The organism is Streptomyces sp. NPDC059564, from assembly GCF_042735575.1.
GTDB lineage: Bacteria > Actinomycetota > Actinomycetes > Streptomycetales > Streptomycetaceae > Streptomyces.
In genome coordinates, this window is record NZ_JBHWBP010000073.1 from 1 (window position 1) to 12,651 (window position 12,651).

General features: G+C 73.7%; 13 protein-coding genes. 9 read left to right on the forward strand and 4 right to left on the reverse strand.

All coding sequences use genetic code 11. The features are described 5' to 3' along the window. The coding region (locus ACFV0Q_RS15570) for a glycoside hydrolase family 10 protein (protein ID WP_385005441.1) at positions 1-1,170 on the forward strand (1,170 nt) is incomplete at its 5' end. A 1-nt stretch (position 1,171) separates the two neighbouring features. Here ACFV0Q_RS15570 and ACFV0Q_RS15575 read toward each other — a convergent pair. Together ACFV0Q_RS15575 and ACFV0Q_RS15580 are read right to left on the reverse strand one after the other, a co-directional pair. Then, positions 1,172-1,369, reverse strand: coding sequence for a DUF1918 domain-containing protein (locus ACFV0Q_RS15575; RefSeq protein WP_385005443.1), 198 nt, complete (start codon positions 1,367-1,369; stop codon positions 1,172-1,174). A gap of 83 nt (positions 1,370-1,452) precedes the next feature. After that, the gene (locus ACFV0Q_RS15580; RefSeq protein WP_385005445.1) at positions 1,453-2,367 is read right to left on the reverse strand and encodes a DMT family transporter; all 915 of its coding nucleotides are present in this window, start codon (positions 2,365-2,367) and stop codon (positions 1,453-1,455) included. Between ACFV0Q_RS15580 and ACFV0Q_RS15585 the strand changes: the two genes are divergently transcribed. The 3 genes from ACFV0Q_RS15585 to ACFV0Q_RS15595 all read left to right on the forward strand — a co-directional run bounded on the left by ACFV0Q_RS15585 (position 2,366) and on the right by ACFV0Q_RS15595 (position 5,149). Further along, entirely contained in the window at positions 2,366-3,787 is a 1,422-nt protein-coding gene (locus tag ACFV0Q_RS15585) for a PLP-dependent aminotransferase family protein (protein WP_385005447.1), read from the forward strand. The genes ACFV0Q_RS15580 and ACFV0Q_RS15585 overlap by 2 nt on opposite strands. A gap of 42 nt (positions 3,788-3,829) precedes the next feature. Next, positions 3,830-4,597, forward strand: a complete 768-nt coding sequence (locus ACFV0Q_RS15590) for an N-acetyltransferase (protein WP_385005449.1) — start codon at positions 3,830-3,832, stop codon at positions 4,595-4,597. 117 nt (positions 4,598-4,714) lie between these two features. Then, a complete protein-coding gene (locus ACFV0Q_RS15595; RefSeq protein WP_385005451.1) occupies positions 4,715-5,149 on the forward strand; it encodes a hypothetical protein in 435 nt (144 codons plus the stop codon). 24 nt (positions 5,150-5,173) lie between these two features. On the opposite strand, the gene ACFV0Q_RS15600 is transcribed toward ACFV0Q_RS15595, so the two are convergent. Together ACFV0Q_RS15600 and ACFV0Q_RS15605 are read right to left on the reverse strand one after the other, a co-directional pair. After that, positions 5,174-6,340, reverse strand: coding sequence for an alanine--tRNA ligase-related protein (locus ACFV0Q_RS15600; protein WP_385005453.1), 1,167 nt, complete (start codon positions 6,338-6,340; stop codon positions 5,174-5,176). A gap of 276 nt (positions 6,341-6,616) precedes the next feature. Continuing rightward, positions 6,617-7,672: an MBL fold metallo-hydrolase gene (locus tag ACFV0Q_RS15605; protein ID WP_385005455.1), complete on the reverse strand. Its 1,056-nt coding sequence runs from the start codon at positions 7,670-7,672 to the stop codon at positions 6,617-6,619. A 144-nt stretch (positions 7,673-7,816) separates the two neighbouring features. Here ACFV0Q_RS15605 and argC point away from each other — a divergent pair, with 144 nt between their 5' ends. From argC to ACFV0Q_RS15630, 5 genes are read left to right on the forward strand one after another with little or no spacing between them, the layout of a single operon-like run. Then, positions 7,817-8,857 carry an N-acetyl-gamma-glutamyl-phosphate reductase gene (argC, locus tag ACFV0Q_RS15610; protein ID WP_385005457.1) on the forward strand — a complete coding sequence of 347 codons (1,041 nt, stop codon included), beginning with the start codon at positions 7,817-7,819 and terminating at the stop codon, positions 8,855-8,857. Continuing rightward, a complete protein-coding gene (argJ, locus tag ACFV0Q_RS15615; protein WP_385005458.1) occupies positions 8,854-10,011 on the forward strand; it encodes a bifunctional glutamate N-acetyltransferase/amino-acid acetyltransferase ArgJ in 1,158 nt (385 codons plus the stop codon). Before argC ends, argJ begins: the two co-directional genes overlap by 4 nt. Beyond that, positions 10,008-10,916 carry an acetylglutamate kinase gene (gene argB / locus ACFV0Q_RS15620; RefSeq protein ID WP_385005460.1) on the forward strand — a complete coding sequence of 303 codons (909 nt, stop codon included), beginning with the start codon at positions 10,008-10,010 and terminating at the stop codon, positions 10,914-10,916. The genes argJ and argB overlap by 4 nt, the downstream gene beginning before the upstream one ends. Then, positions 10,913-12,103, forward strand: coding sequence for an acetylornithine transaminase (locus tag ACFV0Q_RS15625; RefSeq protein WP_385005462.1), 1,191 nt, complete (start codon positions 10,913-10,915; stop codon positions 12,101-12,103). Before argB ends, ACFV0Q_RS15625 begins: the two co-directional genes overlap by 4 nt. Before the next feature lie 7 nt (positions 12,104-12,110). Next, the gene (locus ACFV0Q_RS15630) at positions 12,111-12,647 is read left to right on the forward strand and encodes an arginine repressor (RefSeq protein WP_385005464.1); all 537 of its coding nucleotides are present in this window, start codon (positions 12,111-12,113) and stop codon (positions 12,645-12,647) included. Positions 12,648-12,651: the final 4 nt, after the last annotated feature.

Sequence of the window (12,651 nt, forward strand, 5' to 3'; positions counted from 1 at the left end):
CCGGAGGCCCGGGCCGTGAGGCGGCCCGCCGGGGGCCGGGCGGCGGTCCCGGAACTGAGGGGGATGTGGATCGCCTCTGTGGAGAACGTCGACTGGCCCTCCGAGGCCGGGCTGTCCGCGCGGGAGCAGCGCGCGGAGCTGGTCTCGCTCCTCGACACGGCCGTCGAGCGGCGGCTGAACGCCGTGTTCCTCCAGGTCCGGCCGGCGGCCGACGCCCTGTGGCCCTCGACCAAGGAGCCCTGGTCGCAGTGGCTGACGGGGGTTCAGGGCCGGGACCCGGGCTGGGACCCGCTGGGCGCGGCGGTCACCGAGGCGCACGCGCGGGGCCTGGAGCTGCACGCCTGGTTCAACCCGTACCGGGTGGCCAACCACACCGACCCGACCCGGCTCGTCTCCTCGCACCCGGCCCGCCGCAACCCCGGCTGGACCGTGCCGTACGGCGGGAAGCTCTACTACAACCCCGGGCTGCCGGAGGTACGGGCCTTCGTGCAGGAGGCGATGCTCGACGCGGTCTCCCGCTACCCGGTCGACGGGGTGCACTGGGACGACTACTTCTACCCGTACCCGGTGGCGGGCCAGGACTTCGACGACGACGAGGCCTACGAGCGCCACGGGGCCGGCTTCGCCTCCCGCGCCGACTGGCGCCGCCACAACACCGACACCCTGGTGCGGGAGATGTCGGCCCGCCTGAAGACCGTCCGGCCGGGGGCCCGCTTCGGCGTCAGCCCCTTCGCGGTGTGGCGCAACAGCGACCGGGACCCGCTCGGCTCGGACACCCGGGCCGGGGTGGAGACGTACGACGATCTCTACGCGGACACCCGCAAGTGGGTCAGGGAGCGCTGGATCGACTCCATCGTGCCGCAGGCGTACTGGCAGATCGGCCACCCGTCCGCCGACTACGCGACCATCGTCGAGTGGTGGGCGCGGACGGTCTCGGGGACCGGGGTGGCCCTGTATGTGGGGGAGGCGCTGTACCGCTGCGACGCCGGCAGCTCCACGCCCGCCTGGCGGGATCCGGCGGAGCTCTCGAAGCACCTGACCCTCGCCGGGCGGTACGCCGAGGTCCGCGGCCACGTCTACTTCTCGGCGAAGCAGGTGGTCGCGGACCCCAATGGAGCGATGGCCAGGGTGGTCGCCGACCACTACACGACGACGGCGCCGCCGCGTTGAGTCAGTTCGGGGGCTCCGCGGGGTGCTTCACCACGCAGTCGGGGCCCGGGGACATGACTGCCTCGTGGCCGTCCGCGAAACGGACCCGGTAGGGAGGGGTGCCGTTCTCGCCCAGTACCTGAGTGATCTCGCCCAGCTTGTCGTGCTGCCCTACGACTCTCCCGTGCTGCACCAGCTGGTCGCCCTCGGTCGCGCGCATGTGCTGACCTCCTCGGAGCCGGTCGGAATCCGTGACAGCAGTTTACGGCGATTCGGGCGGATTGGTGCCGGTGAGGCGGGCCCTCAGTTCCGCTGGGTCACGGCGATGCACACCAGGACGGCGCACGCCGCGGCCGGGGCGGCGGGGGAGAGGTGCTCGCCCAGCAGCGCCACCGACCACACCAGGGTCAGCAGCGGCTGGGCGAGCTGGAGCTGGCTGGCCCGCGGGGCGCCGATCTCGGCCATGCCGCGGTACCAGACGTACAGGCCGAGGAAGGTGGAGCCGGCCGCCGCCCACACCAGGCCGGCCACCCCGTGGCCGGTCAGGTGCACCGGCTCGTACGCCAGCCCCAGCACGGCCCCCGTCACGCTCAGCGGCAGGCACAGCACCAGCGCCCACCCGATGACCTGCCAGCCGGGCAGGACGCGGGCCAGGCGCCCGCCTTCGGTGTACCCGGCCGCGCACACCAGCAGCGCCCCGAAGAGGTAGCCGTCGCCCGCGGCGAGGGAACCGCCGCCGCCCGCCAGGGTGAAGCCGAGCACGACGGCGGCCCCGGCGAGGGCCGCCGCCCAGAACCGGCCCGAGGGGCGGATCCCGGTACGCAGGGCGGAGACGGCGGCGGTGGTCAGCGGCAGCAGGCCCACCACGACGGCGGCGTGCGAGGTGCTGGAGGTCCGCAGCGCCAGCGTGGTCAGCAGCGGGAAGCCGACCACCACCCCGCCCGCCACGACCGCGAGCCCCGCCCAGTGTTCCCGGCCGGGCAGGGGCACCCGCCCGGCCAGCAGGAAGACGCCCGCGATGGCGGCGGCGAGGGCACTGCGCAGGGCGACGAGCGACCAGGGGCCGAAGCTCTCCAGGCCCCAGGCGGTGGCGGGGAAGGTCAGCGAGAAGGCCACCACGCCGAGCAGTGCGAGGACGGTGCCGCGGCGCGCACCGCTGGTGCTGCCGGTCCGGACCGCTATCGAGGCGAGGGGAGTAGCGCTATTCTTGGCTGTCATGTACGAGCGTAGCAGTGTGGCGGAGCTGGCAGAATCCCTGAGGTCCGAGCTCGACCGCTATCCGGTGGGTGGAAAGCTCCCGTCGAGTCGGGCTCTGGTCGAGCGGTACCGGGTCAGTCCGGTCACCGTCTCCCGCGCCCTCGCGCAGCTCGCGGCCGAGGGCCTCGTGGTCACCCGGCCCGGCGCCGGGGCGTTCCGCACCCGGCCGCGCACGGCGGAGCCCGCGCCCGGGGACACCTCCTGGCAGGAGGTGACCCTCAGCGCGGAGGGCGCCGGAGAGGTCGTGCCCCGGTCCGTGGACGCCTCCGGGGTGCTGGTGTGCCTGAACACGCCGCCGACCGGGGTGATCGGGCTCAACAGCGGATACCTCCACCCCTCGCTCCAGCCGGAGCGGGCGATGGCCGCCGCGCTGGCCCGGGCCGGACGCCGTCCCGGAGCGTGGGGGCGGCCGCCCACGGAGGGGCTGCCCGAGCTGCGCGACTGGTTCGCGCGCGAGATCGGCGGGGCCGTCGCCGCGGCCGACGTGATGGTCACCGCGGGCGGGCAGAGCGCGCTGACCACCGCGCTGCGGGCGCTGGCCCCGCCGGGGGCGCCGGTCCTGGTGGAGTCCCCGACGTACCCCGGGCTGCTGGCCATCGCCCGGGCCTCGGGCTGCCGGCCCGTACCCGTACCGGTGGACGCGGACGGGGTCCGGCCGGAGCTGCTGGCCGCCGCGTTCGAAGCGACCGGTGCGCGGGTCTTCGTATGCCAGCCGCTGTTCCAGAACCCGACGGGTGCGGTGCTGTCCGCCGCGCGCAGGCCCGAGGTGCTGCGGATCGCGCGGGCCGCGGGGGCCTTCGTGGTGGAGGACGACTACGCCCGGGCGCTGGGACACGAGGACGCCGGGCCGCCGCCCGCCACGCTGGCCGCGGAGGACGCCGACGGTGTGGTGGTGCACGTGCGTTCGCTGACCAAGGTGACCTCGCCCAGCCTGCGGGTGGGCGCGCTGGCCGCGCGGGGGCCGGTGCTGGATCGGCTGCGCGCGATCCAGGTGGTGGACACGTTCTTCGTGCCCCGGCCGCTCCAGGAGACCGCCCTCGAACTGGTCGGCGCGCCCGCCTGGCCGCGCCATCTGCGGGCCGTCGCCGCCGAGTTGCGCCACCGCCGGGACGTGCTCGCCGGGGCCCTGCGGCGGGATCTGCCCGGGCTGGAGCTCGTGCACCTGCCGTCGGGCGGGTACCAGCTGTGGGTACGGCTCGGGGAGGGTCAGGACGACGCGGCCTTCGCGGCGGCGGCCCTGCGCGCGGGGGTCGCGGTCGCGCCCGGGCGGCCGTTCTTCTGCGCCGAACCGCCGGCCGCGTACGTCCGGATGAGCTTCGCAGGGGTGTCCGGGCCGGGGGAGCTGCTGGAGGCCGTGCAGCGGCTGCGGGCCGCCCGGTAAATCCCGTTGAGGCGGCCCGGGTCCCCGCCTAGCCTGCCCGTCATGACCGCCATCATGATCACTCCGCTTTCGCGCCGCCCGGAACTGGCCGGCCGGCTCTGGGACATGGAGGACTCCTGGCCGGAGTTCGCCGCCCAGGACCCGCTGGGCTCGTTCCTCTACCCGCGCATGGTCGCGGAGTTCCCCGACTACGTCTGGGTCGCCACCGACGGGGACGCCGTGGTGGCCCGGGGCTTCAGCGTGCCGTTCGCCCTGCACGCCGGGGAACGCGCGGGGCGGCTGCCCGCGCACGGCTGGGACCGGGTCCTGCTGTGGGCCTTCTCCGACCAGCGGCTCGGGATCCGGCCCGACACGGTCGGCGCCATCGAGATATCCATCGCCACCGGCCGCCAGGGCGAGGGCCTCTCCGGCCGGATGCTGGCCGCGATGCGCGAGGGCGCACGCGCCGCGGGATTCGCCGAGCTGGTGGCCCCGGTCCGGCCGAGCGGCAAGCCCGCCGAGCCGGACGCCCCGATGGCGGAGTACGCGTACCGCACCCGCGAGGACGGCCTCCCGTACGACCCGTGGCTGCGGGTCCACGTGCGCGCGGGGGCGGTCATCGACTCGGTGGCCCCGCTCTCCATGACCATCGGCGGCACGCTCGCCCAGTGGCGGGAGTGGACGGGGCTGCCCTTCGACACGGCGGGCCCGGTGCGCGTCCCCGGGGCGCTGGCGCCGGTGCACTGCGAACCGGAGCGCGACTTCGCGGTCTACGTCGAGCCGAACGTGTGGGTCCGCCACCGGCTGGACGGGGCGGAGGCGGGCCGCTAGCTTGAACGCGTTCAAGTCGGGCGGGTCAGGGGGGCGGCGGCCATGGGAGCCGAGATGACGGCGGCGGTCGCGGTAGCCGACGGCGGATCGCGCCGACCGCGGTGCGACCGCATCGGCATGCGCGACCGAGTCCCGTCGCACGACCGTGTCCGGTCCGGCGACCGGATCCACCCGTGGCAGTTCGCGCTCGCCCTGTGCGCGGTGCTGGTCCCGCTGCCGCCCGCCATCGGCTTCGCCCGCTTCATGGACGGCCCCGGCCAGCCGTTGGCGGTCGGCGTCACGGCCGCCTTCGTGGCGCTCCCGCTGCTCTTCCACCACCGCCGGGACGACTTCGCGCGGGCCGCGCGGATCATGGCGGGCGCGCTCCTGCCCTGGGCGTGCGCCGGCGCCCTGTTCGGGACGGCGGTCTTCTTCCTCGCCGCCCCCCTGCTGCTCCTGGCCTCCTTCGCGGACCCGCGCCGCAGGCGGGTGACCGCCGCCGCCGTCTTCGCGTCCGGTCTCCTGCTGACGGCGGCGGTGACGGCCCTCCCCGGTTACTGGCAGGGCTCCTGACCGGTCGGCGCGAGCGTCTCGTGTTCATTCCTGCCGCAGGCCGGTGATCAGGTCGTGGGGCAGGCCGTGGGTGTCGTGGAGGTAGTGGAAGTCCTCGTCGGTCAGCGGGCCCCGGAAGCGGGGGCGGGCGAGCACCTGCCGGCCGCGTTCCAGGAGCCGGCGGAACCGGCGCTCCTCCTCGGCCAGCGTCCGCAGGACGTCGCCCGGTCGGACGTCCTGCCGGAAGTGGTCCAGGGTGTGGCGGACCAGTTCGTCCGGCAGGTCTTCGACGCCGCGCGAAGGGTCGTCCCGCCACAGCACGGTGAGCACCCGCCGCACCAGGCGGCGCAGCACGTAGCCGCGTCCGGTGTTGGCCGGGCGCACGCCGTCGCCGAGCACCACGACGGCCGAGCGCAGGTGGTCGCAGACCAGGCGCAGCGACGGTTCGTCCAGGGGCCACAGCGTCGGTACGAGCCGGCGCCAGGGCTCGAACACGTCGCACTCGTACACGGAGGACGTGCCCTGGAGCAGTGAGGCCAGCCGCTCCAGGCCGAGTCCGGTGTCGACGTTGCGCTGGGGGAGCGGGACGAGGGAGCCGTCGTCGAGCCGGCGGTGGCTCATCGTGACGTGGTTCCACACCTCCACCCAGCGGTCGTCGCGGGTGGGTGTCGACCGGGGCGGGCCCTCCCCGCTCCACAGGAAGATCTCCGAGTCGGGACCGCACGGTCCGACGGGCCCGTTGGACCACCAGTTGTCCTCCACCGTGAGCTCGACGGGGACCCCGTGGCCCTGCCACAGCTCCAGGGAGGCGGTGTCCGGCCCGGTCTCGCCGTCGCCGGCGTAGACGGTGGCGTGCAGCAGGCCGGGATCGACGCCCAGCCCCTCGGTGAGCAGGCCGTATCCCCAGTCCAGGCTGAGCGGGCCGGCGTAGTCGCCCAGCGACCAGGTGCCGAGCATCTCGAAGACCGTCAGGTGCGTGGCGTCGCCGATCTCCTCCAGGTCCGTCGTGCGCAGACAGCGCTGTACGTTGACCAGCCGCCTGCCCAGCGGATGGGGGCGGCCCTCCAGGTACGGGGTGAGGGGGTGCATGCCGGAGGTGGTGAAGAGCACCGGGTCGCCGGGGGGTGGCAGCAGGGTCGAGCCGGTGATCCGGCGGTGGCCGCGCTCCTCGAAGTACTCGACGAACGTGTCGACCAGGTGTTCCGTCAGCATGGGGTGGGCTCCTTCGCGTCGTGGCGGGGGAGGCACCGGAGAACGGAACCGTTCGGTCACCGGCCGGGGACAGGGTCACCACGGCACCACCGACGGACCGTTTCCGGTCGCCGGGGGAGGGGAAGGTCAGGCGGCGGCAACCGGCGAGCTGGTCGCTCGCGCGGTCGCGGTGGTGCTGGGGCCGTTGACGTTCATGCGGGTGACCATAACGCGGCCCTGCCCGCCGGAGCATCCGAATTTCCCCCGCCGCCGCAACGGCCCGCCCGGCGGGGTGCGTCAGGGACGGCTGTGCGGTCCGGGGTCGTGGAGTGCGGGCCGGGACCAGGGGGCGTCGGGTTCGGCGGACTCCGGGCGCAGCCCGAGTTCGCGGAGCTGGTTGACCGCCATCATGGCGGTGAACATCGCGTTGGGGTTGGCGCCGCCGACCCCCAGTCCGGCGACGGCTTCCGCGTAGCGGGCGGTGAACGCGCTCGGCCGGACCCGCCCGCTCTCCCCGGTCAGGCCGAGCGCCGCCGCCTGCAGGGCGGTGGCCTGCTCCAGCAGCCCGTCCAGGTGGGACACCGCCGCGGCGCCGCGGCGCACGGCGAAGGTGTGTCCGTCGGTGAGGATCGCGGCTTCGTTCTCCTCGAAGAGGAGGGCGACGGCGCCGAGCACGGTCTGGATCTTGAGCTGGTCGGCGTCGGCCATGGCGCCACAGGCTCCGTTGCCCTCGTCGGACAGGTGGAGGACGCCGTGGTCCCGCAGGTGCACGATCACGTGCCCGGCGCAGTGGCCCTGGCTGCGCAGCACGCGGACCGCGCCGTCGGCGAAGGTCCAGCCGGTGAACCGCTGCGAGCCGATCCGGATCCGCTCCAGCGGCCGCTCCTCGTAGGTCCGGGTCGTCGCGCCGAAGGGCCGCATCGGCTGGAAGAGCGACACCACCTGGCCGGCCAGTGCGGACGGCGCGGGAAGCGGCGCCAGCCCGGTGATGCGGTCGAAGGACGACACCCAGTACGAGGCCGGGTCCCGCATCTGGTCGAGGTCTGCGGCGGGGACGTAGTGCTCGGCCGGCACGCCCAGCTCGTCGGCCAGGTCGTTGTTGGCGACGTGGTCGAGATGGCCGTGCGTGGTCAGCACCAGGGCCCGGGACCAGGGCCCGACCCGGTCGGCCGCTTCCCGCAGTGCCGCGCGGAAGGCCGCCGTGACACCGGTGTCGACCAGCACCAGGGTGTCGCCCGCCCGGTGCGCCAGGGCGTTGGCGACGTCCGGCTGGTCGTGCCCGACATCCAGTTCCTGCCCGAGGACCAGCACGGTCCGGTCGTCGATCGCGACCAGGTCACCGAGCGCGGCCATGGATCCTCCCGCGGTCTCCTCCCCGAGCCTTCTGCCGCCGAGCGTACGCCGCACCGGGCGCGGTGTCCCCGGGAGCCGAGGGGGCTGCGTGATTGCATAAAAGTGCAGAGCTACGTATAGTCATGCCATCGAAGAGGAGGTCCGATGGTGGTACGTGTCGCGGTGGCCGGAGCGAGCGGGTACGCGGGTGGTGAGCTGCTGCGCCTGCTGCTCTCGCACCCCGAGGTGGAGATCGGCGCGCTGACCGGGCACTCCAACGCCGGACAGCTCCTCGGCACCCTACAACCGCACCTCGGGCCGCTCGCCGGACGGACGCTGGAGGCGACCACGCCCGAGGTCCTCGCCGGTCAGGGCCGTCGGCATGATGTGGTGTTCCTCGCGCTGCCCCACGGGCAGTCCGCCGCCGTCGCCGCGCAGCTCGGCGACGACGTGCTCGTCGTCGACATGGGCGCCGACCACCGGCTGAAGGACTCCGCCGACTGGGACAGGTTCTACGGCGCCCCGCACGCCGGGACCTGGCCCTACGGCCTCCCCGAGCTGCCCGGCGGCCGCGCCGCCCTCGTGGGGGCCAAGCGGATCGCCGTACCCGGCTGCTTCCCGACCGCCGTCTCCCTCGCGCTCTTCCCCGCCTACGAGGCCCGGCTCGCCGAGCCCGAGGCCGTGATCGTCGCCGCCACCGGCACCTCCGGCGCGGGCAAGGCCCTCAAGCCGCACCTGCTCGGCTCCGAGGTGATGGGCACCGTGACCCCGTACGGGGTCGGCGGCGTCCACCGGCACACGCCGGAGATGGTGCAGAACCTCTCCCCGTTCGCCGGCGAGCGGGTCTCCGTCTCCTTCACCGCCACCCTCGTCCCCATGGCCCGCGGCATCCTCGCCACCTGCTCGGCGAAGGCCCTGCCCGGCACCACCGCGGCATCGCTGCGCGCCGCGTACGAGAAGGCGTACGCGGACGAGCCCTTCGTCCGCCTGCTCCCCGAGGGCGTCTGGCCCACCACCAAATCGGTGTACGGATCCAACGCCGTCCACCTCCAGGTCGCCCACGACGAGTCCGCCGGGCGGATCATTGTCATCAGCGCGATCGACAACCTGACCAAGGGCACCGCCGGCGGCGCGGTGCAGAGCATGAACATCGCCCTCGGGCTCCCCGAGGCGCTGGGTCTTTCCACGATCGGAGTCGCACCGTGAGCGTCACGGCAGCACAGGGATTCACGGCGGCGGGCATCGCCGCCGGGATCAAGGCGAACGGCAACCCGGACCTGGCCCTCGTGGTCAACAACGGGCCCCGACTGGCGGCCGCGGGCGTCTTCACCTCCAACCGCGTCAAGGCCGCGCCCGTGCACTGGTCCGAGCAGGTCCTGCGCGGCGGCACCGTCAGCGCGGTCGTCCTGAACTCCGGCGGCGCCAACGCCTGCACCGGCCCCAAGGGCTTCCAGGACACCCACGCCACCGCCGAGAAGGTGGCGGCCGTCCTCGGCGGCGAGCACAACGCCGGTGAGGTCGCCGTGGCGTCCACCGGTCTGATCGGCGTCCTGCTCCCCATGGACAAGCTGCTGCCGGGCATCGACACGGCGGCGGCGGCCCTGTCCGCCGACGGCGGCGAGGCCGCGGCCATCGCCATCAAGACCACCGACACCGTGCACAAGACGGCCACGGCCGCCGGGGACGGCTGGACCGTCGGCGGCATGGCCAAGGGTGCGGGCATGCTCGCCCCGGGCCTGGCCACCATGCTCGTCGTCCTCACCACCGACGCCGACCTGGACAGCGCCACCCTCGACAAGGCGCTGCGCGACGCCACCCGCACCACCTTCGACCGGGTCGACTCCGACGGCTGCATGTCCACGAACGACACCGTGCTGCTGCTGGCCTCCGGCGCGTCCGGGCAGGTGCCCGCGTACGGGGACTTCGCGCAGGCCGTACGGACCGTCTGCGACGACCTCGCCCGCCAGCTGATCGGCGACGCCGAGGGCGCCAGCAAGGACATCCGCATCGAGGTCATCGGCGCGGCGAGCGAGGACGACGCGGTCGAGGTCGGCCGGTCCATCGCCCGCAACAACCTGCTCAAGTGCGCCATCCACGGCGAGGACCCGAACTGGGGCCGGGTGCTGTCCGCGATCGGCACCACCAAGGCCGCCTTCGACCCGGACCGGCTGGGCGTCGCCATCAACGGCGTCTGGGTCTGCAAGAACGGCTCGGTCGGCGAGGACCGCGACCTGGTCTCCATGAAGGACCGCGAGGTCCGCATCACCGCGGACCTGTCCACCGGCGCCGAGTCGGCGGTCATCTGGGCCAACGACCTGACGGCCGAGTACGTCCACGAGAACAGCGCGTACTCCTCATGAGCACCGCGCGCAAGCACACGGCCCTGCCCAAGGCGGAGATCCTCATCGAGGCCCTGCCCTGGCTCACCCGGCACAACGGCAAGATCGTCGTCATCAAGTTCGGCGGCAACGCCATGATCGACGAGGACCTGAAGGCCGCCTTCGCCCAGGACGTCGTCTTCCTGCGCCAGGCCGGCCTCAAGCCGGTCGTCGTCCACGGCGGCGGCCCCCAGATCAACGCCCAGCTCGACAAGCAGGGCCTGGTCAGCGAGTTCAAGGCCGGACTGCGCGTCACCACCCCCGAGGCGATGGACGTCGTGCGGATGGTGCTGGCGGGCCAGGTCCAGCGCGAGCTGGTCGGGCTGCTCAACCAGCACGGGCCCCTCGCGGTCGGCATGACCGGCGAGGACGCCCACACCATCACCGCGACCAAGCACAGCCCCGAGATCGACGGCGAGCGCGTCGACATCGGCCGGGTCGGCGAGATCACCGCGATCGACACCGGAGCGATCGAGGCCCTGCTGGCGGACGGCCGGATCCCGGTGATCTCCTCCATCGCGCGCAGCGCCGACGACCACCACGTGTACAACGTCAACGCCGACACGGCGGCCGCGGCCCTCGCCGCCGCGCTGGGCGCCGAGACGCTGATGGTCCTCACCGACGTGGAGGGCCTCTACGCGGACTGGCCGAACAGCGACGAGGTCATCAGCCGGCTCACCGTGAGCGAGCTGGAGAAGCTGCTGCCCGAGCTGTCCAGCGGCATGGTCCCCAAGATGGAGGGCTGCCTGCACGCCGTCCGCGGCGGCGTCGGCACCGCGCGGGTGATCGACGGGCGGGTCCAGCACTCGATCCTGCTGGAGATCTTCACCGACGAGGGAATCGGCACGATGGTCGTGCCCGACGAACAGGGAGGGGCCCGGACGTGACCGGCAATCAGGACTACGCCGCCCGCTGGCAGGGCGCGCTGACCAACAACTACGGCACCCCCGCGCTGGCCCTCGTACGCGGCGAAGGCGCCCAGGTCTGGGACGCCGACGGCAAGCGGTACACCGACTACGTCGGCGGGATCGCGGTCAACGCCCTCGGCCACGCCCACCCGGCGATCGTCGAGGCCGTCACCGCGCAGATCTCCACCCTCGGCCACGTCTCCAACCTCTACGCCTCCGAGCCGGTGCTCGCCCTCGGCGAACGGCTGCTCCAGCTCTTCGGCCGCGAGGGCCGGGTTTTCTTCTGCAATTCCGGTGCGGAAGCGGTCGAGGCCGCCTTCAAGATCGGTCGGCTGACCGGGCGGACCCACATGGTCGCCACCACCGGCGGCTTCCACGGCCGGACCATGGGCGCCCTCGCGCTCACCGGCCAGCCGAAGAAGCAGGAGCCGTTCCTGCCCCTGCCCGGCGAGGTCACGCACGTCCCGTACGGCGACGTCGAGGCCCTGCGGGCCGCCGTCACCGAGGAGACGGCCATCGTCGTCATCGAGCCGGTCCAGGGCGAGAACGGCGTCGTCGTCCCGCCCGCGGGCTACCTCACGGCCGCCCGCGAGATCACCCGGGCCACCGGCACCCTGCTGGTCCTCGACGAGGTCCAGACCGGCATCGGCCGCTGCGGCCAGTGGTTCGAGCACCAGGCCCACGAGGGCGTCGAGCCCGACCTCGTCACGCTCGCGAAGGGTCTGGGCGGCGGCCTCCCCCTCGGCGCCGTGGCCGCCTTCGGCCCCGCCGCCGACCTCCTGCAGCCCGGCCAGCACGGCACCACCTTCGGCGGGAACCCGGTCGCCTGCGCCGCCGGACTCGCCGTGATCGACACCATCGCCGCCGACGGACTGCTCGACCGGGTCAAGGCGCGCGGCGAGCGGCTGCGCTCCGGAATCGAAGCCTCCGGCCACGGGCTGGTCTCCCACGTCCGCGGCTCGGGCCTTCTGCTGGGTATCGTGCTGACGGAGCCGCTCGCACCGCAGGTGCAGCAGGCGGCTCAGGAAGCCGGATTCCTGGTCAACGCGCCCGCCCCCGACGTCGTACGGCTGATGCCCCCGTTCGTCATCACCGAGGCCGAGGTCGACGCGTTCGTCCGGGCGCTGCCCGGCATCCTCGACGAAGCGGGACGATCCGGAGAATGAGACGACGATGAGCCAGGCGCAGGAACACGAGCAGAGTGGCCCGTCCGTCCCGCAGACCCGCACCGCCCGCCACCGCCGGATCGTGGACATCCTCAACCGGCAGCCGGTCCGCTCCCAGAGCCAGCTGGCCAAACTGCTCGCCGACGACGGACTGAGCGTCACCCAGGCGACGCTCTCCCGCGACCTCGACGAGCTGGGCGCGGTGAAGATCCGCAACACCGGCGGCGAGCTGATCTACGCGGTCCCCAGCGAGGGCGGCTTCCGCACCCCGCAGGCCCCCCTCGGCGAATCGGCGAAGGAGGAGCGCATGCGGCGCCTCTCCGGCGAGCTGCTGATCTCCGCGGAGGCCTCCGCGAACCTCGTGGTCCTGCGCACCCCGCCCGGCGCGGCCCAGTTCCTCGCCTCGGCGATCGACCAGGCCGAACTCCAGGCCATCCTCGGCACGATCGCGGGCGACGACACCCTGATGCTGATCAGCCGCGACCCGGCCGGCGGCCAGGCCCTGGCGGACCACCTCCTGCGCCTGGCCCAGAAGGAGAGCTGACGGG

Excerpts from the sequence above, each read along its gene's own strand:
- ACFV0Q_RS15575 (WP_385005443.1), bottom strand. The coding sequence starts at position 1,369 with ATGCGCGCGACCGAGGGCGACCAGCTGGTGCAGCACGGGAGAGTCGTA.
- ACFV0Q_RS15585 (WP_385005447.1), top strand. The coding sequence starts at position 2,366 with ATGTACGAGCGTAGCAGTGTGGCGGAGCTGGCAGAATCCCTGAGGTCC.
- ACFV0Q_RS15580 (WP_385005445.1), bottom strand. The coding sequence starts at position 2,367 with ATGACAGCCAAGAATAGCGCTACTCCCCTCGCCTCGATAGCGGTCCGG.
- ACFV0Q_RS15590 (WP_385005449.1), top strand. The coding sequence starts at position 3,830 with ATGACCGCCATCATGATCACTCCGCTTTCGCGCCGCCCGGAACTGGCC.
- ACFV0Q_RS15595 (WP_385005451.1), top strand. The coding sequence starts at position 4,715 with ATGCGCGACCGAGTCCCGTCGCACGACCGTGTCCGGTCCGGCGACCGG.
- ACFV0Q_RS15600 (WP_385005453.1), bottom strand. The coding sequence starts at position 6,340 with ATGCTGACGGAACACCTGGTCGACACGTTCGTCGAGTACTTCGAGGAG.
- ACFV0Q_RS15605 (WP_385005455.1), bottom strand. The coding sequence starts at position 7,672 with ATGGCCGCGCTCGGTGACCTGGTCGCGATCGACGACCGGACCGTGCTG.
- argC (WP_385005457.1), top strand. The coding sequence starts at position 7,817 with ATGGTGGTACGTGTCGCGGTGGCCGGAGCGAGCGGGTACGCGGGTGGT.
- argB (WP_385005460.1), top strand. The coding sequence starts at position 10,008 with ATGAGCACCGCGCGCAAGCACACGGCCCTGCCCAAGGCGGAGATCCTC.
- ACFV0Q_RS15630 (WP_385005464.1), top strand. The coding sequence starts at position 12,111 with ATGAGCCAGGCGCAGGAACACGAGCAGAGTGGCCCGTCCGTCCCGCAG.